The 22,564-nt window shown below is 69.7% G+C and carries 19 protein-coding genes; 8 read left to right on the forward strand and 11 right to left on the reverse strand.

Features of this window, described 5'->3' with window-relative positions; translation table 11 throughout:
• Nucleotides 1-24 precede the first annotated feature (24 nt).
• Nucleotides 25-1,122 (reverse strand): ABC transporter ATP-binding protein, encoded by a 1,098-nt coding sequence (locus tag C8E96_RS29015; RefSeq protein ID WP_091377989.1) that lies wholly within the window; start codon nt 1,120-1,122, stop codon nt 25-27.
• A 238-nt stretch (nt 1,123-1,360) separates the two neighbouring features.
• Here C8E96_RS29015 and C8E96_RS29020 point away from each other — a divergent pair, with 238 nt between their 5' ends.
• The 4 genes from C8E96_RS29020 to pulA all read left to right on the forward strand — a co-directional run bounded on the left by C8E96_RS29020 (nt 1,361) and on the right by pulA (nt 10,329).
• Complete coding sequence (locus tag C8E96_RS29020; protein ID WP_091377986.1) at nt 1,361-2,662, forward strand: ABC transporter substrate-binding protein; 1,302 nt, start codon at nt 1,361-1,363, stop codon at nt 2,660-2,662.
• A 93-nt stretch (nt 2,663-2,755) separates the two neighbouring features.
• Nucleotides 2,756-3,730: a carbohydrate ABC transporter permease gene (locus C8E96_RS29025; RefSeq protein WP_228770013.1), complete on the forward strand. Its 975-nt coding sequence runs from the start codon at nt 2,756-2,758 to the stop codon at nt 3,728-3,730.
• The gene (locus C8E96_RS29030) at nt 3,727-4,584 is read left to right on the forward strand and encodes a carbohydrate ABC transporter permease (RefSeq protein ID WP_091377983.1); all 858 of its coding nucleotides are present in this window, start codon (nt 3,727-3,729) and stop codon (nt 4,582-4,584) included. The genes C8E96_RS29025 and C8E96_RS29030 overlap by 4 nt, the downstream gene beginning before the upstream one ends.
• Nucleotides 4,585-4,614: 30 nt before the next feature.
• On the forward strand, nt 4,615-10,329 hold the full coding sequence (pulA, locus tag C8E96_RS29035) for a pullulanase-type alpha-1,6-glucosidase (RefSeq protein ID WP_091377980.1): 5,715 nt from the start codon (nt 4,615-4,617) through the stop codon (nt 10,327-10,329).
• A gap of 63 nt (nt 10,330-10,392) precedes the next feature.
• Here pulA and C8E96_RS29040 read toward each other — a convergent pair whose 3' ends face one another.
• From C8E96_RS29040 to C8E96_RS29050, 3 genes are read right to left on the reverse strand one after another with little or no spacing between them, the layout of a single operon-like run.
• On the reverse strand, nt 10,393-10,809 hold the full coding sequence (locus tag C8E96_RS29040; RefSeq protein ID WP_091377976.1) for an MmcQ/YjbR family DNA-binding protein: 417 nt from the start codon (nt 10,807-10,809) through the stop codon (nt 10,393-10,395).
• Nucleotides 10,810-10,846: 37 nt separating this feature from the next.
• Nucleotides 10,847-11,548 (reverse strand): hypothetical protein, encoded by a 702-nt coding sequence (locus tag C8E96_RS33585; RefSeq protein WP_091377973.1) that lies wholly within the window; start codon nt 11,546-11,548, stop codon nt 10,847-10,849.
• Nucleotides 11,545-12,465 (reverse strand): ABC transporter ATP-binding protein, encoded by a 921-nt coding sequence (locus C8E96_RS29050; protein WP_091377969.1) that lies wholly within the window; start codon nt 12,463-12,465, stop codon nt 11,545-11,547. The genes C8E96_RS33585 and C8E96_RS29050 overlap by 4 nt, the downstream gene beginning before the upstream one ends.
• A 145-nt stretch (nt 12,466-12,610) precedes the next feature.
• Here C8E96_RS29050 and C8E96_RS29055 point away from each other — a divergent pair, with 145 nt between their 5' ends.
• The gene (locus tag C8E96_RS29055) at nt 12,611-13,735 is read left to right on the forward strand and encodes a sensor histidine kinase (protein WP_228770012.1); all 1,125 of its coding nucleotides are present in this window, start codon (nt 12,611-12,613) and stop codon (nt 13,733-13,735) included.
• On the forward strand, nt 13,732-14,328 hold the full coding sequence (locus tag C8E96_RS29060) for a response regulator transcription factor (RefSeq protein ID WP_091377965.1): 597 nt from the start codon (nt 13,732-13,734) through the stop codon (nt 14,326-14,328). The genes C8E96_RS29055 and C8E96_RS29060 overlap by 4 nt, the downstream gene beginning before the upstream one ends.
• Here C8E96_RS29060 and C8E96_RS29065 read toward each other — a convergent pair.
• From C8E96_RS29065 to C8E96_RS29095, 7 genes are all read right to left on the reverse strand, one after another.
• Entirely contained in the window at nt 14,325-14,546 is a 222-nt protein-coding gene (locus C8E96_RS29065) for a helix-turn-helix domain-containing protein (RefSeq protein ID WP_091377962.1), read from the reverse strand. The two genes, C8E96_RS29060 and C8E96_RS29065, sit on opposite strands and share 4 nt — an antisense overlap.
• On the reverse strand, nt 14,546-15,025 hold the full coding sequence (locus C8E96_RS29070) for a DUF2975 domain-containing protein (RefSeq protein ID WP_091377960.1): 480 nt from the start codon (nt 15,023-15,025) through the stop codon (nt 14,546-14,548). Before C8E96_RS29070 ends, C8E96_RS29065 begins: the two co-directional genes overlap by 1 nt.
• Before the next feature lie 71 nt (nt 15,026-15,096).
• Nucleotides 15,097-15,882, reverse strand: coding sequence for a hypothetical protein (locus C8E96_RS29075; RefSeq protein ID WP_133794850.1), 786 nt, complete (start codon nt 15,880-15,882; stop codon nt 15,097-15,099).
• A gap of 53 nt (nt 15,883-15,935) precedes the next feature.
• A complete protein-coding gene (locus C8E96_RS29080; protein ID WP_133794852.1) occupies nt 15,936-16,496 on the reverse strand; it encodes a hypothetical protein in 561 nt (186 codons plus the stop codon).
• Nucleotides 16,497-16,643: 147 nt separating this feature from the next.
• Nucleotides 16,644-17,774 (reverse strand): alpha/beta fold hydrolase, encoded by a 1,131-nt coding sequence (locus C8E96_RS29085; RefSeq protein WP_091377949.1) that lies wholly within the window; start codon nt 17,772-17,774, stop codon nt 16,644-16,646.
• Nucleotides 17,775-18,842: 1,068 nt separating this feature from the next.
• A complete protein-coding gene (locus tag C8E96_RS29090; protein WP_091377946.1) occupies nt 18,843-19,517 on the reverse strand; it encodes an ABC transporter ATP-binding protein in 675 nt (224 codons plus the stop codon).
• Complete coding sequence (locus C8E96_RS29095) at nt 19,514-20,536, reverse strand: ABC transporter permease (RefSeq protein ID WP_091377943.1); 1,023 nt, start codon at nt 20,534-20,536, stop codon at nt 19,514-19,516. The genes C8E96_RS29090 and C8E96_RS29095 overlap by 4 nt, the downstream gene beginning before the upstream one ends.
• A 134-nt stretch (nt 20,537-20,670) precedes the next feature.
• Between C8E96_RS29095 and C8E96_RS29100 the strand changes: the two genes are divergently transcribed.
• Together C8E96_RS29100 and C8E96_RS29105 are read left to right on the forward strand one after the other, a co-directional pair.
• On the forward strand, nt 20,671-21,795 hold the full coding sequence (locus tag C8E96_RS29100; RefSeq protein ID WP_228770011.1) for a sensor histidine kinase: 1,125 nt from the start codon (nt 20,671-20,673) through the stop codon (nt 21,793-21,795).
• Nucleotides 21,796-21,919: 124 nt separating this feature from the next.
• On the forward strand, nt 21,920-22,540 hold the full coding sequence (locus C8E96_RS29105) for a response regulator (RefSeq protein ID WP_091377940.1): 621 nt from the start codon (nt 21,920-21,922) through the stop codon (nt 22,538-22,540).
• Nucleotides 22,541-22,564: the final 24 nt, after the last annotated feature.

Here is a 22,564-nt window from a genome sequence, read left to right on the forward strand (position 1 = left end):
GGTCGCGGGCCCCTTTTGCTGTCCTCAGACCAGACGTTCGCCGGTCTCGGGGTGGAACAGGTGCAGCTCCTCGGGATCACGCACGCTCACCGTGACCTCCTGACCCAGCGACGGCGGTGTGCGCCCGTCGACCCGGATCACCAGTCGGTCGCCGTTCTCCCCCGCCACATGCCCGTGCACCAGCGCGTCCGCGCCGAGTTCCTCCACGAGGTCCACCACGACACCGAAGGCGTCAGATGTGCCGGAGGGGACGACGGTCAGCGACTCGGGCCGCACGCCGACGGTGACCGTGTTCAGCTGCTCCGCGCGGATCGCGGCGACGGTGTCGCGCGGCAGCGCTATGTCGAGGCCGCCCAGGCGGACCGCGTCACCGGCGACGGTTCCGGCGTGCAGGTTCATCGCCGGTGAGCCGATGAAGCCGGCGACGAACGCGTTGGCGGGCCGGTCATACAGGGCGCGCGGGGTGTCGCATTGCTGCAGGAGCCCGTCTTTGAGGACGGCGACGCGGTGGCCCATGGTCATGGCTTCGACCTGGTCGTGGGTGACGTAGATCGTGGTGGTGCCGAGTCGTCGTTGGAGGGCGGCGATGTTGGCGCGGGTCTCGACGCGGAGTTTGGCGTCCAGGTTGGACAGTGGCTCGTCCATGAGGAACACCGCCGGGTCGCGCACGATGGCTCGGCCCATGGCGACGCGCTGGCGTTGGCCGCCCGACAGTGCCTTGGGCTTGCGGTCGAGGTACTTCTCCAGGTCGAGCAGCTTCGCCGCCTCGCCGACCTTCTCCGAGATCACCGACTTCGACAAACCCTGCAGCTTCAACGCGAAGCCCATGTTCTGCGCGACCGTCATGTGCGGGTACAGCGCGTAGGACTGGAACACCATCGCGATGTCACGGCCCTTCGGCGGCACATGGGTGACATCCCGGTCGCCGATGCGGATGGTCCCCTCATCGACGTCCTCCAACCCGGCGAGCATCCGCAGCGCGGTCGACTTGCCCGAACCGGACGGGCCCACCAGGACCAGGAACTCTCCGTCCTCCACCGAGAGGTCGAGCTGATCCACCGCCCGCACCGGCGGCGACCCCGCGTAAACCCGGGAAGCGCTGTCGTAACTGACCTGGGCCATGCCACATCCTTTGCGTCCGCTGGACGGTCGAGCCGCCAGGATGCCGCATCCCTACCGTGAACACCAGGGTCTTGCAAGACTTTCTGCAACTTCATGAAGGAACTATCGTGATTTCGGTCTCGAAACGATAACGGATGCGGATTCGACGTTCCCTTGTTCGCAACGTGCGTGGAAAGTCCGCTTAACAACGAGCAGGCCAGTGCCGGGCCGATCGCTCTGAATAAATTCTGGAGGCGTCGTGGTTACACAAGGTCGCGCCCTGCGCGGTGCCGCGCTCGCGGCAGCCCTGATCTTGGGCGTCAGCGCGTGCGGATCGTCGGACTCGGGTGGCGGTGGCGGGGCGAGCACCGCTCCCACCGCGTTGGAGGGAGTCGGGCCGATCACGCTGGTCACCGGCAAGGACACCTCCGGAAACCTGCAGAACCAGGTCGACGGCTGGAACACCGAACACCCGGACCAGAAGGTCACGGTCATCGAACTGCCCGAGGACGCCGACGCGCAGCGGCAGCAGATGGTGCAGAACGCGCAGACCAAGTCCGACGCCTACACCGTCCTCAACCTCGACGTCGTGTGGACCGCCGAGTTCGCCGCAAACCAGTGGGTGGCCCAGCTGCCCGAGACCGAGTTCCCGCTCGACAAGCTGCTCCCGGCCACCGTGGAGACGGGCAAGTACTTCAAGAAGCTCTACGCCGTCCCGACCACCAGCGACGGCGGCCTCCTCTACTACCGCAAGGACCTGCTCGACGCCGCGGGCGCCAAGCCGCCGACGACGTGGGCCGAGATGAACGCCGCCTGCGACAAGGTGATCGCCGCGAACCCCGGTCTCTCCTGCTACGCCGGTCAGTTCGAGAAGTACGAGGGCCTCACGGTCAACTTCAGCGAAGCGGTGAACTCCGCCGGCGGTGACGTCGTCGGCGACGATGGCAAGCCGAACGTCAACACCGAGAAGGCGAAGGCGGGCTTGGACTTCCTCGTCGACGGCGTCAAGTCCGGCAAGATCGCCGCCAAGGCCCGCACCTTCAAGGAAGAGGAAGGCCGCCGCGCCTTCCAGGCCGGTGAGCTCATCTTCCACCGCCAGTGGCCCTACCAGTACGCCAAGGCCAACGCCGCCGACGGCTCGTCGACGGTCGCGGGCAAGTTCGCCGTCGCGCCGCTGCCCGGCCTCGACGGCCCCGGCTCGTCCACCCTGGGCGGGCACAACTACGCGATCAGCTCGTTCGCCAAGAACAAGAAGACCGCGCTCGACTTCATCAAGTACATGGTCGACGAGAAGCAGCAGCGGGCGAACCTGGAGAAGACCAGCCTCGCCCCGACCTGGGCCTCCCTTTACGACGAGCCCGCGCTGGTCGAGAAGTTCCCGTACCTGACCGAGCTGAAGAAGTCGATCGAGAAGGCGAAGAAGCGCCCCGCGGTCGTCAAGTACCAGGAAGTCTCCTCCGCCATCCAGGAAGCGGCGTACTCCGCGATGAGCGGCCAGGCCACCAGCGCCGACGCTCTCGCCGCGCTGCAGACGAAGCTGGAAAGCCTGACCAAGGGCTGAGCAGGACCGCGCCAGGGATCCGGTGCCCCGGATCCCTGGCGCCCCTGCTGCCACCGATCGTCCCCTTTCCCCGCCGCTGCCTGGAGATCCGCCATGGCCACGCTCGTCGACGCCCCACCCCGACCCGAGTCGCCCGCACCCCCGAAGATGACGCACCGGAACGCGGGGGTGAACCGCCTGGCGGCGATGCTGGTGTCGCCGACCCTGCTCGTGCTCGGCCTGGTCGTCGCCTACCCGATCATCTCCGCGCTGCGGCTGGCCTTCTACCAGCGCAACGATGGCATCGACCCCGAGACCGGGGTGCTGCAGACCGGCGACAAGTTCGTCGGCATCGACAACTTCACCGACATGTTCACCGGCGCCACCGCCGACCGGTTCCTCAACGCGCTGTGGAACACCACGACGTTCACCGTCGTCGCGGTCACCCTCGAAGTGGTGCTCGGCGTCCTCATGGCTTTGGTGATGCACAAGGCTTTCAAGGGCCGCGCCCTCGTCCGCGCCAGCATCCTGGTGCCCTGGGCCGTGCCGACCGCCATCGCCGGTCTGCTGTGGCGCTGGATCTTCCAGGCCGACGGCGTGGCGAACGACCTGCTGCCCGGCGAGGCGGTCCTGTGGACCACCGACGGCATCCAGGCGTGGTTCGCCGTCATCATCGCCGACACGTGGAAGACCGCGCCGTTCATCGGACTGCTTGTCCTGGCGGGCCTGCAGGTCATCTCCAACGAGGTCTACGAAGCGGCCAAACTGGACGGCGCCTCGCCGTGGAAGACGTTCTGGGCCATCACTTTGCCGCTGGTGCGCCCGACCCTGCTGGTCGCGGTGCTGTTCCGCATCCTCGACACGCTGCGGATGTTCGACCTGCCGTACACGCTGATCGGGCCGGGGAAGAACGCGACCGACACGGTCACGATCCTGGCGTTCGAGGAAGCGGTGAAGTTCGGCAAGTACGGGCCCGCCTCGGCCTACGCGGTGTTCCTGTTCCTCTACGTCGCGACCGTCGCCTTCGCGTTCGTCAAACTGCTCGGCGCCGACGTCATCGGGGCCCGGACCGGAAGGAAGAGCCGATGACCGCCACTCTGGAACGCGCCCCCATCCGGCACCGGAGCCGCTTCTGGTGGGCGCCGTACCTCGGCATCGCCGCCATCGTCGTGTACTGCCTCTCGCCGTTCTACTGGATGCTGGTCTCCAGCCTGCGGCGCACCAACGACATCTTCGACTCCTCCCCCGTGCCCGCTCCCCTGTCGCTGGACTCCTACGAGGCGGCGTTCGCGGCGAACAACGGGTTCGTCCGCGCCCTGGGCAACAGCTTCCTGGTCGCCGGGGTGACCACCGTCCTGGTGCTGATCATCGGCACGCTGACGGCCTACGCCCTGGCCCGGCTGGACTTCCGCTTCAAGAACCTCGTGCTGGCGATCATCATCACCACCAGCATGTTCCCGGGCATCTCACTGCTGGTTCCGCTGCTGGAGCTGTTCAGCGGGATCGGCTGGATCAACACCTACCAGGCGATGATCGTGCCCAGCATGAGCTTCGCCCTGCCGCTGGCCGTCTGGAACCTCACCGCGTTCTTCCGGCAGATGCCGATCGAACTCGAGGAAGCCGCCCAAATCGACGGCTGCACACCCGCCCAGGCCTTCCGCAAAGTCATCCTGCCCTTGGCCGCGCCGGGTGTGTTCACCACCGCCATCATCACGTTCATCGCCGCCTGGAACGAATTCATCATCGCGCTCTCGGTGGTCAACAAGAAGGACCTCAAGACCGCGCCGGTCATCACCAGCCAGTTCACCGGCACCACCCAGTTCGACGCTCCCTTCGGGACCCAGATGGCCGCGGGCGTCATCGTGACCATCCCCCTGGTCATCCTGGTCCTGCTCTTCCAGCGCCGGATCGTCGCGGGTCTCACCGCGGGCGGGGTCAAGTAGTCCGGTTCCCCTACCACCGAGGAGGTTGTGATGGGTCGACGCGCGAAATCGGTTCTCGCTCTCATCCTGGGCGCGGCGCTGGCCGTTCCCCTGCTGCCGCAACTCATGCCGGAGGCGGCCGCCGAACCGACCGGCAGACTTGCCGTCGGCGAGGTCGTGGACATCGCCCCCGGTGTCCGGTCGGGCGACAAGAAGCTGGCGAAGGACGCACTGCGCGACGACCTGTCGGGCGAGCGGTTCTACTTCGTGATGCCGGACCGGTTCGCCAACGGCGACACTGGCAACGACCGCGGCGGGTCGGCCGAGACCGACCGGCTCAAGACCGGCTTCGACCCCGCGGACAAAGGTTTCTACCACGGCGGCGATTTACCCGGCCTGCGGTCCAAACTGGACTACCTCAAGGGCATGGGGATCACGGCGATCTGGATGACGCCGATGTTCGCCAACCGGTGGGTCCAGGGCAGCGGGAACGACATCTCCGCCGGCTACCACGGCTACTGGACAACCGACTTCACCCGGCTCGACCCGCACTTCGGGACCACCGCCGACATGCAGGCCGTCATCGCCGACGCGCATGCCAAGGGCATGAAGGTGTTCTTCGACATCGTCGCGAACCACACCGCCGACGTGATCGACTACGCCGAGGGCAAGTACGAGTACCTGAGCACCGGCGCGCAGCCCTACCTGGACGCGCAGGGCAACGTCGTCGACATCAAGGCCGCGGCGGGCAAACCCGACTTCCCCGCCCTGGACCCGAAATCGTCGTTCCCCTACACGCCGGTCTTCCGCTCACCCGGCGACGCGAACGCGAAGACACCGGCCTGGCTCAACGATCCCGCGCTCTACCACAACCGCGGTGACTCGACGTTCAGCGGCGAGTCCAACGAGTACGGCGACTTCTTCGGCCTCGACGACCTGATGACCGAGAACCCCAAGGTCGTCAAAGGCATGCAGGACATCTTCACCACATGGATCGACACCCTCGGCATCGACGGGTACCGGGTGGACACGGTCAAGCACGTGAACATGGAGTTCTGGCAGGCCCTCGCACCCCACGTGAAGGCGTACGCGGCCGCCAAGGGCAAGAAGGACTTCTTCGTCTTCGGCGAGGTGTTCAGCTCCGACACGGCGCTGACCTCGTCGTACACGACCACCGGCCGCATGCAGGCCACTTTGGACTTCCCGTTCCAGAGTGGCGCGCTGGACTACCTGTCCGGCAAGGGTTCCGGTCGGCTGGCCGAGGTGCTGCTCGCCGACGACCAGTACACCGACGCCGACTCCAACGCCGCGTCGCTGCCGACGTTCCTGGGCAACCACGACATGGGCCGGATGGCCTGGATGCTGCGTCAGGAGCGTCCCGGTGTCACGGAGGACGAGCTGCTCAAGCGGCTCAAGCTGGGCAACACGCTGATGTACCTGTGGCGCGGCAACCCGGTCGTCTACTACGGCGACGAGCAGGGCTTCGCGGGCGGCGGCGGCGACAAGCTGGCCCGGCAGGACATGTTCGCGAGCAAGACCCCGGAGTTCATTGCCGAGAAGTTCGTCGGAAGCGACCGCACGGGCGCTCAGGACAACTTCGTCACCTCGCACCCGCTGTACCGCCAGCTCGCCGACCTCGCGTCCTTTGTGGACCGCGACCCGGTGTGGGCGGACGGCAACCAGGTGCTCCGGCTCGCCGAGGGCGACACGCTGGCGTTCAGCCGGATCACCCACCGGGACCAGCGCGAATACGTCGTCGTGGCCAACGCGGGCGCGGCGGCAAGCACGGTCGACGTGCCGGTCGGCGCTCCCGGCCGCAAGTTCCGCACCGAGTTGCCGACGCGCGGTGAGGGTCCGACCAGCGGTCAGGACGGCAAGGTCCGGGTGAGTGTGCCCGCTTTCTCCGCCGTGGTGTTGGCCTCCACCGAGAGGCTTCCGGCCGCCGCACCGACGCCGACGCTGGTCGCGCCCGCGGTCGGCACAGTGCTCGACGACCGGGTCGAGGTGCGGGCCGACGGCATCACCTCACCGTTCGCGCAGGCCACGTTCGCCGCGAGGGTCGAGGGGGCGAGCGACTGGACCGTGCTCGGCACCGACGACGCCGCGCCGTACCGGGTGTTCGCCGACGTGTCCAAGCTCGATCGCGCGGCGGTCGGGAAGAAGGTCGAGTTCCGGGTCGTGGCCAAGGACGGCGCGGGCACGCTCGGCGCGGACGGCGCGGCGATCAAGCTGGCCGCCGCTCCCCCACCACCCGGTGGACCCGGCGGACAGAGCCCGGACTGGCTGGTCGTGCACTACAACCGGCCCGCCGGTGACTACGCGGGCTGGGGCCTGCACGTGTGGGGCGACGTCGAGACGCCCACCGACTGGAGCACCCCGCTGCCCTTCGCCGGTGAGACCGCGTATGGCCGGTTCGCCTGGGTGAAGCTCAAGCCGGGGGCGACGCAGGTCGGGTTCATCACGCACAAGGGCGACGAGAAGGACGGCGGCGACCGGTTCGCCGCGCCCGCCGCGACCCCGCAGGTGTGGCTCAAGCAGGGGCAGGACACGCAGTACCCGAGTGAGGTCGCGGCCACCGGCAAGGCGACCGTGCACTTCCAGCGCCCCTCCGGCGATTACACCGGGTTCGCTGTTCGAGTGCCGGGTAAGCCTGACGTGCCGCTGTCCGGACGCGACGCGTTCGGCGCCGTCGCGGAGATCCCGGCGACGGCGACACCGCTGGACTTCGCCGTGGTGAACGGATCGAGCACGGTCATGTCCGGCAAGCTCACGGGCGCGGCGGGGTGGGTGCGTGAGGGGTCACCCACCGTGCATCCGAGCCTGGCGGCCGCCGAGAACCGGGCGGTGATCCACTACTCGCGCCCCGACGGCGACTACACCGACTGGGTGCTCTACCACTGGACCGGTTCGCTGGAGCCGAGTCCGGGCTGGACCCAGTCACGGCCGGCGGACGGGCGCGACGGGTTCGGGATCTACTGGTCGGTGCCGCTCGCGCCGGGCGCGGCCGGGTTGAGCCACATCATCCACAAGGGCGACACGAAGGACCCGGGCAGCGACCAGTTCCTCGATGTCGGCGGCACCGGGCATGAGGTCTGGTTCCTCTCCGGGTCCGCGCGGGCCGACGGCTCCGCGACCTACGTGCTGCCGCCGTCGACCGCCCCGGCCGCCGACGTGGACCTGGCCAAGGCGAAGGCGATCTGGGTCAGCCGGGACAAGCTCGTCTGGGACCTCCCGGCGGTCGCCACCGACGGCTACCAGGTGCGCTACGACGCCGACGGCCGGATCACCGTGGTCGACGGGCAGGTGCAGGGCGGCAAGGTGCTGCGACTACAGCCCAGTGGTGCCTTGGCCGGTGAGCTCGCGGCGAAGTTCCCGCACCTCGCGGGGAAGCCGACGTTCCAGGTTCGCGCGGCCGACGCCGGCCGGATCGATGAGGCGCTGCGGGCGCAGCAGGCGGCCGTCCACGTCGACGCGAGCGGCGCTGTCCGGCACGCCACAGGCATCCAGCTCGCAGGGGCGCTGGACGACCGGTACGGGTCGGAAGCGGTGAAGCACAGCTATCGGCCCGGTTTCTCCGGTGACCAGGTGTCGACTCGGCTGTGGGCGCCGACCGCGCGGTCGGTGAAGCTTCGCCTGTTCGGCACCACAGCGCCCGCACGGGACGCGCAGCCAGCGCAGGTCGTCGACCTGGTCCGCGATGACCTGACGGGGTCGTGGTCGGGCAGTGGGGCTTGGCGGGACCGGTACTACCAGTTCGAGGTGACCGGCTGGTCGGTGCCGGAGAACAAGTTCCGGACCATCGTGGTCACCGACCCGTATTCGGTGGCGCTGTCGGTGGATTCGACCCATTCGCAGTTCGCCGACCTGGGCGGCTCCGGCGCCAAGCCCGCCGGGTGGGACCAGCAGGTCGCCCGCGGGCTCGGCGGCGACCCGACCGAGCACGGCATCACCGAGTTGCACGTGCGCGACTTCTCGATCGCCGACGACACCGTCCCGGAGGGCGAGCGCGGCACGTACCGCGCGTTCACCCACCGCGAATCGATCGCGATGAAGCACCTGAAGTCGTTGGCGGAGGCCGGGATGGACACCGTGCACCTGCTGCCGACGTTCGACATCTCTAGCATCCCGGAGCGCCGCGCCGACCAGCAGCGGCCCGACTGCGACCTGGCGTCGATGCCCGCCGACTCACCCCGACAGCAGGAGTGCACCAGGGCCGCCGCGGCCCGCGACGGGTTCAACTGGGGCTACGACCCGCTGCACTACGACGTCCCTGAAGGCTCCTACGCCACCGACGACGCCCAGTCCGGCCCGGCGCGTGCCCGGCAGTACCGCGAGATGGTGCAGTCGTTGCACGACAACGGGAACCGGGTCGTGGTGGACGTGGTCTACAACCACACCACAGTGTCCGGCGACGCGGCGCACTCCGTGCTCGACAAGGTCGTCCCCGGCTACTACCACCGGCTCGGCCCCGACGGCGCGGTGGCGAACTCCACCTGCTGCGCCAACACCGCGACTGAGAACACGATGATGGGCAAGCTCGTCGTCGACTCGGTCGTGCACTGGGCGCGCACGTACAAAGTGGACGGTTTCCGGTTCGACCTGATGGGCCACCACCCCAAGGCGAACATTCTCGCGGTCCGGGCGGCACTGGACGCCCTGACCGTCGAGCGGGACGGTGTGGACGGTCGCAACATCCGGATCTACGGCGAGGGCTGGGACTTCGGCGAGGTCGCGGGCAACGCCCGGTTCGTCCAGGCCACCCAGCCCAACATGGCCGGGACCGGCATCGCCACCTTCAGCGACCGCCAACGCGACGCCATGCGCGGCGGTGGGCCGTTCGACGAGGACCCACGAGTGCAGGGCTTGGCCTCCGGCCTGGCCGGAGACCTCAACGGCTCCCCCGCCAACGGCGACACAGCGGCCCGGCTGGTGAACTACACGGACCTCGCGAAGCTCGGCATGGCGGGCAATCTGGCCGACTTCCGCTTCCGCTCCACGGCGGGCGCTGAGGTCCGTGGTCGGGATGTCTCCTACAACGGCTCCCCCGCCGGCTACACCGCCGCTCCGGGAGAAGTCATCACGTACTCCGACGCCCACGACAACGAGACGCTGTTCGACGCCTTGGCGTTGAAGCTGCCGATCGGGACGTCGATGGCCGACCGGGTCCGGATGCAGAAGATCGCCCACGCACCGGTGCTGCTCGGCCAGGGCCAGCCGTTCATGCTGGCGGGCAGCGAGTTCCTGCGCTCGAAGTCGTTGGACCGCAACAGCTACGACTCCGGGGACTGGTTCAACATCTACGACCCGTCGTTGGAGTCCAACGGTTTCGGCCGCGGCCTGCCACCGGCGGCCGACAACCAGGCGAAGTGGCCGTACATGGGCCCGGTGCTGGCCACGTCGTCGGTCAAGCCGACTTCGGCGGATATGCGTCGAGCCGTGGACGACACACTGGAGCTGCTGCGGATCCGGCAGTCGTCACCGCTGTTCACCCTGGCCGACGCCGGTGCGGTGCAGGAGAAGCTGTCGTTCCCGGCCGCTGACGCCGGGCTGATCGTGGCCTACCTGGACGACACTGTAGGAGTGGATGTCGACCCTGGGCGGCGTGCTCTACTGGTGGTGGTGAATCCGTTCCCTGGTGAGAAGACGGTATCGGCGCCCGGGAATGAGTGGACAGCACATCCGCTGAGCACGGATGCTTCGCGGGCCGTGATCGGTGACGGGTCGGTGACCGTGCCGGGTCGGTCCGTGGTGGTGCTGTCCCGCTAGCCCCTAGCGGCACCAGCCCCACGACACCACGAGTGCCGTGGGGCTGGTGCGACCACCCCTTGATCAGCCGGGTGCGGGTCGATCCACCTGGGCTGCCAGCATCTTCGGCGCCTGAACGCAGAAGCTCTCGGTCAGCAACTCCCCTACCTCGTCCCAGTCCGTGTCGGCCGACAGCACCATCCCGAGGACGTTCTCGCTCCAGTCCGGCTTGAAGAACGGATTGCCCACCGCGCACAGCGCATCGATCTCCGGGAGCGGAGCGCGGAACGTCAGCACCGTCACCGGGCCGCCATCGGCCGCCGCCCGGGCGTACGCGTCCGGGTACCCGGACGCGATCGTGAGCACGTGGGCGAAGGTCCGCTTGCGCACCCGCCACCGCGTCCCCGCCCAGGCCTGCTCCTCATACGCGTCGGGCAACGCGAGGCACACCGCCCGGAGTTCGGCGAGGATCTCCTTCGGCACGTCGGCATAGTCGGGCATGTTCGTCAAACTACCGTCGCTCACCGACATTTTCGCCCTATGCCCGGGGCTCCCACCGGAAGTACCGCCGCCCCACCGCGATCGCCGCCACCGTCCACACCGCCATCGCGCCCACCGGCCCCCAGCTGGGCCCGCCCTCCACACCGGCCCGCACCAGCGCCGCCGTCGCTCCACCGGGAGCGGCCAGCATCAGCGGGGTCACGGTCGGCGACGACAGCGCCCACATGGCGCCCGCGAAGGTCGCCGCGAACAGCGGTGTCGTGGTGAGCTGGGCGGTCTCGGGGGTCGCGGTGAACGACGCCGTGGCCAGCGCCGCGGCCGCCGCCACCACGGTCCCGCCGACGATCGCGGCCGCCAACGCCACCGGATCCCGTGGCATCGGGGCGTCCGCGATCACGGCGACCGTGGGCAGCAGCACGCCCTGGACCAGCCCCAGCACCACCATCGGCGCCATCACCCCGGCCAGGATCACCGGTTCGGGCGCCTCACCGCTGCGCAGCCGCTTGAGCGAGAGGTCCTGGCGGCGGGCGACCAGCGCGGTGGTCGCGCTGATGTAGACGGTGAGGCCGTGTACGACCAGCAGCTGCATCGTGATCGACCCGGCCCAGTCGCCACCGCCGCGGGTCAGCGCGAAACCCACGCCGATCAGCAGCGGCATCGCCAACCCGAGTGCGGCGGCGGTTTTGTTGCGCAGCAGGAGGACCAGTTCAACCCTGGCCAGCGCGAGGACGCGGTTCACGCCGCCACCGCCGCGTGGTGCGACACGCCGTGGAAGACGTCGGCCAGTGAGGCGTGGTGGGCTCGCAGTCGGCCGAGTTGGATGTCGCGGTCGGCCGCCCAGCGCAGCACCTCCGCCAGGTCGTCCTGCAGCACGCGGGTGCGGATCTCGACCCGGCCCTTGCCGAACGCCTCCGGGTCGACCCGGCCCGCGACGCCGGGCAGGTCCAGGAAGGCGACCTCGTCGGGTCGGGTGAAGGAGATCCGCGACGCCTCCCGTTCCAGGACATCGGCCAGCGGGCCGCACACCTCGATCCGGCCCTCGTGCATGATCGCGATGCGGTGGGCCAAGTTCTCCGCCTCCTCCAGGTAGTGCGTGGTGAGGACGATCGACGTGCCGTGGGCGAGCAGGTCCCGCAGCGTCCGCCAGGTGCGCGCGCGGGACTCCGGGTCCAGGCCGGTGGTCGGCTCGTCGAGGAACAGCACGTCCGGCCGACCCAGGGTGGCCAGGGCGAGGTCCAGCCGCCGCCGCTCGCCACCGGAGAGCGCCTTGACCCGCACGTCCCGGCGGTGCGCCAAGTCGACCATGGCGAGTGACTCATCCACTTGGGACGGTCGGCTGGTGAGGCCGCGCCACAGGGTCACCGCCTCGCGGACCGTCAGATCGCCGGGGAATCCCGACTCCTGCAGCATCACCCCGGTCCGGGGCCGCACCCGCGCCCGGTCCGCGGCGGGGTCGAGACCGAGCACGCGCACGCTGCCCGCACTCGGCGCGCGCAGGCCTTCTAGGACTTCCATGGTGGTGGTCTTGCCCGCCCCGTTGGTGCCGAGCAGGGCGAACAGCTCCCCTGGCTGGACGGCGAAGTCGATGCCGCGCACGGCCTCGAACCTGCCGTAGCGGCAGCGCAGGCCGACCACTTCGATGACTGGCTCGTTCATGGGGCAAGCGTCGCGACCCGACGGCCGGGCCGGTAGGCGCGAAGATCACCCGTGGCCGGCGGGAACGCCTGTTCTCCCGTGACAAATGTCAGGTTCCTGACCGATGCGGGCGCTGCGCGGGTCGTGGCCGCCGTACATTCTGCTGGTGCGGACACCACTGGAGCGGATGCGCAAGTACACGGTCTGGACGCTGGTGGGCGCCGCGGGGATCATCGGGCTCCTCCTCACCGCCGAGGTGCAGTTCCGCAGCCCGTGGCTGCTGGTGTGCGTGGCGGTCGTCGTGCCGCAGTACGTGCGGATCAGCGCGATCGCGATGCCGGGGCTGGGTATCCCGGTCGCGCGGCCGTGGGAGATCCCGGCCACCGCCGTCGTCGCCCTGGTCGGATGGTGGGCGAGCCTCATGACCCTGCCGCTCGGCTTCGGGTGGGCGATACTGCCCGCGAGCATCCTGGCGGCGGTCGCCGCCTGCCACACGGGTGGAACCCGGTGGGCGATCACGGTCCTGGGAAGCGCGTTCATCGGGGTGTCCGGCCTGGCCGCGGCCGAGGCGGCGGACACCATGACGACCGAGGCGCTCCCGTGGACGCTGGCCGTCGCGGTGATCAGCGTGGTGTTCGTGCTGAGCAACCTGCTGCAGGTGTGGCTGTGGTCGGTGATCCGGCAACTCGACGACGCCCGGGCGCTCGCGGCCGACCTCGCGGTGGCCGAGGAACGCCTGCGCTTCGCCGCCGAACTGCACGACGTGCAGGGACACCATCTGCAGGCCATCGCGCTGAAGGGCGAACTGGCGGAACGTCTGATCGGCCACGACGACGCCGCCGCCCGCGTCCAGGCCGCCGCGGTCAGCGAACTCGCGCGGCAGGCGCTGCGCGAGACCCGCGGGGTCGTGCACGGTTACCGCCGCACCAGCCTGTCCACCGAGATCGGCAACGCCGTCGACATTCTGCGCGCGGCGGGCATCGCGGCGGCGGTCGACGGCGACGCCACCGCCGTGCCGCCCGCCCTGCAGCCGCTGTTCGGCGCGCTGGTGCGGGAAGGGACCACCAACATCCTGCGGCACACCGCCGCGGGCGTGTGCGACCTGGTGGTGTCGGTGGCCGACGGGCGGGCGCGGGTGCGGTTGAGCAACGACGGTGTCCGACCGAGTACCGGCGACCCGGGCAGTGGCATCGACAGTCTGCGCGAGCGGTTCGCCGCCATCGGCGGGCAGCTGCGCACCGAGGCAGGCGACGGCCGGTTCGCGCTGGTCGGCGAGGCGGCCGTCGGATGATCAGGGTGGTGCTGGCCGACGACGAGGACCTCATCCGCGGCGCCCTCGCGGCGCTGCTGGAACTGGAGCCCGACATCACCGTGGTGGCCGAGGTGAGCGACGGCGACGCCGCTGTCGCTGCCGTCGAGCGGCTCTCCCCGGACATCGCCGTGCTGGACCTGGAGATGCCCCGGCGTGACGGCGTCGCCGCGGCCGAGGCGATCGGCCACCGCGCGGCGGTGGTGATCGTGACCCGGCACGCGCGTCCGGGTGTGCTCAAGCGGGCGCTGGCGGCGGGAGTCCGGGGCTTCGTGCCGAAGACGACCCCGGCGTCGCGGCTGGCGACGATCCTGCGTGACGTGCACGCGGGCGGGCGCTACGTCGACTCGGAGATCGCCGCCTCCGCGCTGACCGAGGACACCTGCCCGCTGACGGCCCGGGAACTGGAGGTGCTGCGCCACACCCGGCGCGGCGGGTCGGTCCAGGACATCGCCCGGACCGTCCACCTCGCGCACGGCACCGTCCGCAACTACCTGTCCTCGGCGATGGCCAAGCTCGGCGTCTCGTCCCGCCACGATGCCGCCCGGATGGCGTGGGACGAGGGCTGGATCTAGGGCTGGTCCTCGTCTTCGTCGACCCACTCGAGCAGGTCGCCGGGCTGGCAGTCGAGCACCCGGCACATGGCTTCCAGGGTGCTGAACCGCACCGCCTTGGCACGACCGTTCTTCAGCACCGCGACGTTCGCCGGGGTGAGCCCGACCCGCTCGGCGAACTCACCGACACTCATCTTGCGCTTGGCCAACTCGACGTCGATGCGGACCACGATCGGCATCAGATCACCGCTTCCATGTCGGTCCGCAGCGTGGTGGCACGGCGCAGCAGCGCACGCAGCACCACCATCAGCAGACCCAGCACGGTCGCGCCCACCGACAGCAGGAAGAGCAGGAGCGGTAGCCCGGGGTCGTCGGCGTTGAAGCCGACGTAGAGGAACACCCCCACCAGCACCACCCAGCCCGCGGCGACGGCCCACACGATCGCGTCGACCCAGCCCAACGCGGCGTCGCTGAAGATGCGGTCGTCCTTGACCAAGGTCAGCAGCTTCCACGTGCACACGATCACCACCTGGACACACAGCACCCAGAAGATCGTCACCGCGGTCGCGGGCCACCGCAGATAGGCGAAGTCGGGCGACTCCTGAGCCATGTGCGCGAACTGGCCGGGCAGGGACATGGTCTGGAACAGGACCAGGACCCCGAACAGCAGCGCGAGGAAGATCCGGAGCAGGGTTACCGCCAGACGTTCAGTGTTCATGCATCGAGTATCGGCCGCTGTCTATCGAATGTCAATCGGTACCTATCGTCTTTCAGGCCCTTCCGTGATGCTCAGCCGACGAGCTCCAGCCGAATCGAGTCGTCGTCGCGGAGGATCACCGTCGCGCTCCCGGAGCCCCAGTCCTTGGGGATCAAGAACCACCTCTGGCCAGAGAAGGTCAGCAGACGAAGATCGCGGTAGACGTAGAGATACGGCTTGTCCGACTCGACGCCCGCGAGGCCGGTGAATTCCTCCGCTGGGAGCGCCAGCCTCGATCTGCTGTAGAGCAGCACCTCGGACCGTGGCACCCGCCCGTCCGCGAACGCCTCAGCCAACTCGCGCCCACTCCGCTCGGCGACGATGGCCGCCGACCAGAACGCCGACGCGACCACCGCCAGGACCGCGAACACGGCGAACCCCACTGCCCGATCGCCGCGCGGCGATAGGGATTCGGCGCCGATGGCGTGCGCTTGGTAGCCGGAGATCGCCGCGACTCCGAGTGCGACCGCGCCGACCAAAGCCGACACCCAGCCGATGACAGCCCCGACCGCCAACGCGGCGCCGACGACGGCGACAACCAGGAACGCCGACCTGACGAGTGCCCGCGACTTCTCCCTCGAACGCCCGAGGTATCCGGTCAAGGTGAGACGAGCGAGAAACAGGGCGAATGCGATGAATCCAGCGATCAGGATGGGCTGGAAGAGTATTTCGACGCTGCGCAGGACATAGTCCGCCGGGCTGAATCCGACCAGGCCGAGGTCGACCCCGAAGTAGGCGAACAACGCTCTCGACCTGACCCAGCCGAAGAAGAACAGGGTAGAGGTGAGCAGCGAAACTGGCGCGAGAACCGCCGTCACCCTGCCGGAGAGGTCACCCCACGCAGGCCGCCTGAGCGCCGTATCGGCCCCCACTATGGGGTCACCTGCCCCGGCGAACGCGTGCCCACGCCTGGAATATGACCGTCGTCCGCGCCTGCCGTACCCGGCTGCGCGGGCAGGTTTTCCGCACAGAGAAACCGAAGCGCCCTGTTCCAGGCGGGCTGCAACCCGGTCACCCGGTCCCCGCGCGCGGCTTCAAGCTTCGCGCTGAGGTCGGCATCGCCCAGGAGGAACGCCACATAGTCGGCTTGCGACTTGGACTGGCGCTGATAGGTGCACGCGGTCAGGCCGACGTACGCGACGTCCTCGAAGATGAAGACAGAGTTGTCCAACGGGCCCAGCCCGCCGCCATTGACGTACCTGTCGATCCGGTCCCCGAACCGGTCGAAGATCTCCTGAGTGTCGCGACCACACGGTTCAATCAGATTCGCGATCGTTTCGCAGGTATATGGCTTTCCCCGCACGACGATCGTGGGCTCCCCGCCCACGGTGGCACTCGTGGTGGGCTCCACCTCGGGACCCGGTGAGCCACAGGCCACCGCCAGGAGAATGCCGGAAGCCACGCAGGCCATGTTGCTCACTGTTCGAGTCATCCCCCAACTCCTGCCACTCGGCTGACACGCGGGGTCGCTGCGCTTCTCTACGACGTCGAACAGAACGCGCATCGCGTTACAGCGGAACGAAAGCATCAGGAGGGCCGTCCCCCGCCACGCCTGGGCGTCAGGCGTGGCGGGGGCCGCTCAGCAGTTGCCTGCCGCGGGGGCGCCCGCGAGCCGGTCGGCTACCCACTGGGTGACCAGAGGGCTCAGGTACGCCGCGGTTTGGGAGTGCCCGCCGGTGTCGACCTGCCAGTAGGTGAGCTTGGCGCCCTTGCCGCACCACTGCGGCCGCAGCGCGACGCTCACCGAGACCGGGATGATCTCGTCGCCCGTCGAGTGGTACATCAGCGTGGGGACCGTGGGTGCGCGGGTGCCCAGGTTCTGCTCGGCTAGCCGGGCGCTCCAATCAGGACGGTTGAGGACGTCCGTGGTCGTGTAGTCGGAGAGGCGACGGTTGGCGTACTTGCCGAAGTCCGATCCGCAGTCGTCCCGGATGTCGGCGTACGCGGCTTGGCCGGCGGCGTTGAGGTAGTTGGTCAGCGCCAGTTCCGGATAGGCGGCGTTGAGGCCGACACCGGCGGCGAGAACCAGACCGAAGTTCGCGCCCCCGTCGTTGGCGTCGGCCACGCGACGCAGATCCGACGGCGCCGCGCCGACGGCGAAGCCCTTGATGTTGAGCTCCGGGGCGTAGGCCGGGGCGATCTCCGCGGCCCACCCGGCGGTCTGCCCGCCCTGCGAGTACCCGACCACCGCGACCGGCGCCTTCGGCGACAACCCCGTGCCGGACAGCCGAGTGCTCGCCCGGACGACGTCCAACACGGCGTTGCCTTGCGAGCGCCCGGCCGTGTACGTGTGGTCGCCGGGCGTGCCGAGCCCTTCGTAGTCGGTGACCGCGACAGCGAAACCCTTGCGGGCGTACTGATGGATCAACCCACCCTCGAACTCGTCGCCGCGCTGCAGCCCGACCGACGGCGCGCACTGGTCGCCGAGACCGTGGGTGCCGGGCCCGTAGCCGACGATGGCGCCGGTACTGCCGTTGGGCACGATCACGGTGCCACTGACCACAGTGGACGCTCCGGTGGCGGAGGTCGAGCGGTAGGTGATCTTCCAAACCCGGGCGTACTCGAAACCCGGAGCCCAGATGGCGCGAGCACTGACGAGGTCGCCTGCCCTCGCGGTCGGGGCGGCGGGTTCGGCGGAGGCCGGGGCGGCGAGGGTGGTGCCGACCAGGACCAAGGCCAATAGCGGGATCAGTTTGCGCGAACGGGTCATGCGCTCCTCCTTGAGCGTCGATCCGACGGTAAACATGAAAGCCTTTCGCCCTTACTCGCCAGTACCGCTGAACGGGCGAACCGGGACCGCCGGGTGGCGGGCTGCACCCAACGGGTCACCTGGTGACCAACGCCGACCTTGCTCAACCGCCGGCACTTCGCCCCTCCACAAAGTTCGGCAAGAGCGCCACCGTCTGCGGCCGCCCGATCCCGCTGGCCTGGTGCCGAAAGGGCGGACCGCTTGCCAGACAAGACGACCCAGGCGAGTAAGTAGCCCCGCCGGGCAAGCGGGTCGCCTCACCAGGCGACGGGGTGTCCGTCGGGCAAGCGAGTGCCGACCAGCACATGCGCGCGCCGACCCGGCGACAGAGGCAGGCGGGTCGGCGACCTCGGCAAGTCAGCCGGCTCGCAGCGGGCCGCAGCGCACCCGAGGACGGCCGCGCGGCGGCAACCGCGCGCGCCCGCGGCGTTGCCTAGCCAGGCGACCGGCCGACCAACCCACTCGCCTGACGGGACCACTCACTCGCCCGACGAGACCACTCGTTCGCCCGGCGGGACCACTCACCCGCCCGGCGAGGCGACCCTCTCGCCCAACGCACCACTCACTCCCCCAGCAGGGCGACTCACTCGCCCGGCGGGACCACTCACCCGCCCGGCGAGGCGACCCTCTCGCCCAACGCACCACTCACTCCCCCAGCAGGGCGACTCACTCGCCCGGCGAAACCACTCGCTTGCCCCGTGCCGAGCCACCCTCTCGCCCAACGCACCACTCGCTTGCCCGGCGGGGCGACTCGCTTGCCCGGCGGGGCGACTCGCTTGCCCGGCGGGGCGACTTGCGGGGGTCTGCTTGGGGGCGGGGCGGGTTGCGCGAGGGTGGCTTAGGGGCGGTGCTTTTGTTTGGGCGGGCGGGGGCGCGGCGCCTCGGGTGGCGGTGGCGGTGGGTTTGGTTTCCTATGGCGAGGTATTCAGCTCGGCTCCCTTCATCTCAGGCCAGGGCGACGGCGGCCCTCATGCCACCCGGTGAGTCCGGGTCGCTCCGGGCAGGAGTGCCGCCCGTGAGCGGCGGGGTTCACCGGGGGCGGCGGGGGGCGCTGGTTTTGCCGTCGCGCATGGTTACGGTGTGGTCGGCGAGGTCCAGGTGTTCGACGTCGTGGGTGACCACGATCGTCGCTGTCGCCGACTCCCTGGTGATCTCCCGCAACAGGGTCATCACCTGCCTTCCCCGCTCCCGGTCGAGCGCCGACGTGGGCTCGTCGACGAGGAGTACCGCGGGCTCGCCCATGAGGGCGCGGGCGACGCCGACCCGTTGGCGTTCGCCGCCCGACAGCTGATGTGGGCGACGGTGTTCCTTGCCGGTCAGGCCGACCCTGTCCAACAGCTCATGCGCCCGGTCTCGGCGCGACCGCCCGACAATGGTGCCGACCAGCAGCAGTTGGTCGAGTGCGGTCAGCGAGGCCAACAGGTTCGACTGCTGGAACACGAACCCGATCCGCTCCCGGCGGACCCGGTCGCGGGCGGCCGCGCTCAGCGCTCCCACGTTCTGGCCCGCGATCCGGACCGTGCCCGAGGCCGGACTGACCAACAGCCCCGCGACGGCCAGCAGGCTCGACTTCCCCGAGCCGGACGGCCCGGTCACCGCGACCAGTTCGCCCGCTTCCGCGGTGAGCGTGGCGTCGTCGAGGGCGACCAGGTCGCGGTCGCCGTCGGGATAGAGCAGGCGGAGAGAGTCCAGTCGCAAGGTCATCGGGAAGCTCCCAGCGCGGTCAGCGGGTCGACGGTGGTGACGCGGCGGACCGCTATCGCGGCGCCTGATAAGCCGACGCCGATCATCAGGGCCAGGGGGATCAAGACGGTGCCGCTGTCGACGACGAACGGGACCGCCTCGCGCGCCAGGAGGCCCAACCCGGTCGCTGCCGCCGCACCGGTGACAGTGCCGAGCACCAGCACCACGGCGGCCTGCCCCAGGGCATCCCGCAGGAGGTAGCCGCGGGAGGCACCCATGGCGCGCACGACGGCGAGGTCGGGGGTGCGCTGCATGGTCCAGACGGTGAAGAACGCGCCGACGACCAGGGCGGAGACGACGAGCAGCAGCACCCTGATCATGGTCAGCGAGCCCTGTTCCGCGGCATACCCGCCGACGGCGTCGTATGCCTGCTCCCTGGTCAGCACCCGCGTCCCGGTGGCGGCGCCGATGGCGGCGGGGTCGCCTGCCAGGTCCACCAGGACGCCGGTGAGGCTGTCGGTGCGGGCGATCTTGTGCCAGGTGTCGATGGCCGTGTGCACCACCGGAAGGTGGCTGAACGACGTCTCGTCGCCGGCCGCGGCCACGATCAGCCGGTGACCGCCGAGTTCGACCTCGGTTCCCGGGGCCAGACCGAGACTGTCGGGAACGCGCACTTGGTCGGGCGGGAGCGAATCATCGGTGCCGAACACGCTCACGGCGGCTGTCGTGTCGCCGGCGGTGAGCCTGCTCGTGCTGATGCCCAGCGGGCGGGCGGTGCGGACGCCTGGTTGGGCGCGGAGGCGGTCGACAGTGTCTGCGGGCAGGGCGCTCAGGGCGAACTGCGGATCGCTCTGGCCGGGCGGAGCGGCGAGGGCGACCTGGTCGGTGGGGAGGGCGGAGATGGCGGAGACGCTCGCCGCGCCCAGCCCCGAGGTCAGCCCAGTGAGGAGGACGACCATCAGGGTCATCAGGCCGATGACCGCGCCGAGCAGCGCGAATCGGCCTCGGGCGAAGCGGAGGTCTCGCAGGGCGATGAACATGTGTCAACCGTGCCGTGGCTTGGGGCGTGGGGCATCGGTCGAGAGTTCAGGATCGGGGCATCGAACGAAGCGGAGGAAACTCAATCAAAAGTTGCAGGCGCCCCCGCCGACAGCCCATTAACGTTGAGTCCGACATGGACACGACACCGAACGCCACCATGACCGTGCTGCGCAGGGCCCAGCACGTGCTTTTCGCCGTCCTCGTGATCGTCGCGGCCGTGCGGACCGCGCAGAGTGGCTCACCGTGGGTGGGCGCGCTCGGCGGTGCCGGGCTCATCGCCTGGTACGCGCTCGGCCCGCTGACGAAGGCGCGGATGTGGTGGCTCGGCGTACTGGTCGCGGGCTGGATCGCCCTGAGCGTCTACGGCGCCGACTGGGTGTGGGTGGCGTTTCCACTGTTCTTTCTGTGCCTGCGCGTGCTGCCCACGCCGGTGGGCCAGGTCGCGGTAGGAGCGCTCACCTTGTTCGCCGCGGCCGGATTCATGTGGCACCGGGGCTCGCTCGACGTGGCCGCCCTCGTCGGGCCGGTGATCGGCGCGGCCGTCGCGATCGTCATGACCGCCGTGTACGACACGATGCGCGCCGACGCCGCCGCTCGTGCCGAACTGCTCCAGGAATTGCTTGCCGCACAAAAGGAACTGCGGGAGAGCGAGCGCCGGGCCGGTGCGGTGGGCGAGCGGGAGCGCCTGGCCCGCGAGATCCACGACACGATCACCCAGGGCCTGACGAGCATCGTATTCCTCTTACAGGCGGGCGGTCGCACGCATCTGTCCACGGCACTGAGCACCGCGCAGTCGAGCCTTGAGGAATCCCGCAGGCTGATCGCCGCGCTGGCTCCCGCCGAGTTGAACGGCCGCCCGCTGGCCGACGCGCTGAAGCGAGTCGCGGACGACTCGATGCGGGTGGGCCTGGACACCGCGCTGGTGGTCGACGGCACCCCATACCGGCTGCCGACCTCCACCGAGGTGGCGCTGCTGCGCGTCGCCCAAGGCGCGCTTGCCAACGTCCGCGTCCACGCCCGGGCGAGCCACGCGCGGGTCACCTTGACCTACCAGCCCGACAAAGTCCGCCTCGACGTCGCCGACGACGGCCATGGTTTCGACCCGCACGAGCCTCCGGTGGGCAAGGGATCCGGGATCGGCCTGTCGTCGATGCGTGGCCGCCTCGGCGAGGTCGGCGGCATCCTGGTCGTCGAGTCGACCCCGGGCGAAGGCAGCGCGCTGAGCGCGATCGTGCCCGCCACGGAGGTACCCGCATGACGCGGCCCCGGCAACTACCCAGACCCGGACCGGCCGTGGATGGTGCGGTTGTCGGTGAGCGCCAGGTCGGTGCCGGTCGTGCTCGCGTGCGAGAGCCGCGCGGTGGGCGGGGTGTTCGCCTGCCATGATCCGGGTGCTGCTCGTCGACGACCATCCCATTGTCCGCACTGGGTTGCGGACGGCGCTCGCCGGGGTCGACGGGGTCGAGTTGGTCGCCGAGGTGGCCACCGGCGAGGAGGCTGTCGCCGTGACGGAACGGCTGCGGCCGGATGTGGTGCTGATGGACCTGCAGCTCGGGCCGGGCATCAACGGCGCCGAGGCGACCCGGCGGATTCGGGCGCTGCCTGATCCCGCGCGGGTTCTTGTGCTCACCACTTACGACAGTGAGGCCGACATCCTCGCCGCGATCGAGGCCGGGGCCACCGGGTACCTGCTCAAGGACACCGACCCCGCAGCCCTGGTGCCCGCCATCCGCACGGCCGCGCGCGGTGAGACCGTGCTCGCGCCGAATGTGGCGTCTCGGCTGGTGGCCCGCTTTCAGGCCCCGGCGCAGTCGCTGACGCCGAGGGAAATCGCGGTGCTGCAACTGGTGGCGGACGGCCACAGCAACAAGGCGGCCGCCCGGGCACTGTTCGTCACGGAGGCGACGGTGAAGTCACACCTGGTGCAGGTCTTCATGAAACTCGGGGTGGACAGCCGCACGGCGGCGGTGTCGGCGGCCCGCCTCCGCGGCCTCGTGCGCTGATCAGAAACGATCGCCGCCCGGCTG

The sequence above is a fragment of the Actinokineospora alba genome (genome assembly GCF_004362515.1).
GTDB lineage: Bacteria > Actinomycetota > Actinomycetes > Mycobacteriales > Pseudonocardiaceae > Actinokineospora > Actinokineospora alba.

Coding starts and splice junctions, on each gene's coding strand:
- C8E96_RS29105 (WP_091377940.1), top strand. CDS start 21,920: ATGATCCGGGTGCTGCTCGTCGACGACCATCCCATTGTCCGCACTGGG.
- C8E96_RS29065 (WP_091377962.1), bottom strand. CDS start 14,546: ATGCCGATCGTGGTCCGCATCGACGTCGAGTTGGCCAAGCGCAAGATG.
- C8E96_RS29060 (WP_091377965.1), top strand. CDS start 13,732: ATGATCAGGGTGGTGCTGGCCGACGACGAGGACCTCATCCGCGGCGCC.
- C8E96_RS29015 (WP_091377989.1), bottom strand. CDS start 1,122: ATGGCCCAGGTCAGTTACGACAGCGCTTCCCGGGTTTACGCGGGGTCG.
- C8E96_RS29080 (WP_133794852.1), bottom strand. CDS start 16,496: ATGACTCGAACAGTGAGCAACATGGCCTGCGTGGCTTCCGGCATTCTC.
- C8E96_RS29090 (WP_091377946.1), bottom strand. CDS start 19,517: ATGACCTTGCGACTGGACTCTCTCCGCCTGCTCTATCCCGACGGCGAC.
- C8E96_RS29070 (WP_091377960.1), bottom strand. CDS start 15,025: ATGAACACTGAACGTCTGGCGGTAACCCTGCTCCGGATCTTCCTCGCG.
- C8E96_RS29085 (WP_091377949.1), bottom strand. CDS start 17,774: ATGACCCGTTCGCGCAAACTGATCCCGCTATTGGCCTTGGTCCTGGTC.
- C8E96_RS29040 (WP_091377976.1), bottom strand. CDS start 10,809: ATGCCCGACTATGCCGACGTGCCGAAGGAGATCCTCGCCGAACTCCGG.
- C8E96_RS29100 (WP_228770011.1), top strand. CDS start 20,671: ATGGACACGACACCGAACGCCACCATGACCGTGCTGCGCAGGGCCCAG.
- C8E96_RS29025 (WP_228770013.1), top strand. CDS start 2,756: ATGGCCACGCTCGTCGACGCCCCACCCCGACCCGAGTCGCCCGCACCC.
- C8E96_RS29030 (WP_091377983.1), top strand. CDS start 3,727: ATGACCGCCACTCTGGAACGCGCCCCCATCCGGCACCGGAGCCGCTTC.
- pulA (WP_091377980.1), top strand. CDS start 4,615: ATGGGTCGACGCGCGAAATCGGTTCTCGCTCTCATCCTGGGCGCGGCG.
- C8E96_RS29095 (WP_091377943.1), bottom strand. CDS start 20,536: ATGTTCATCGCCCTGCGAGACCTCCGCTTCGCCCGAGGCCGATTCGCG.
- C8E96_RS29050 (WP_091377969.1), bottom strand. CDS start 12,465: ATGAACGAGCCAGTCATCGAAGTGGTCGGCCTGCGCTGCCGCTACGGC.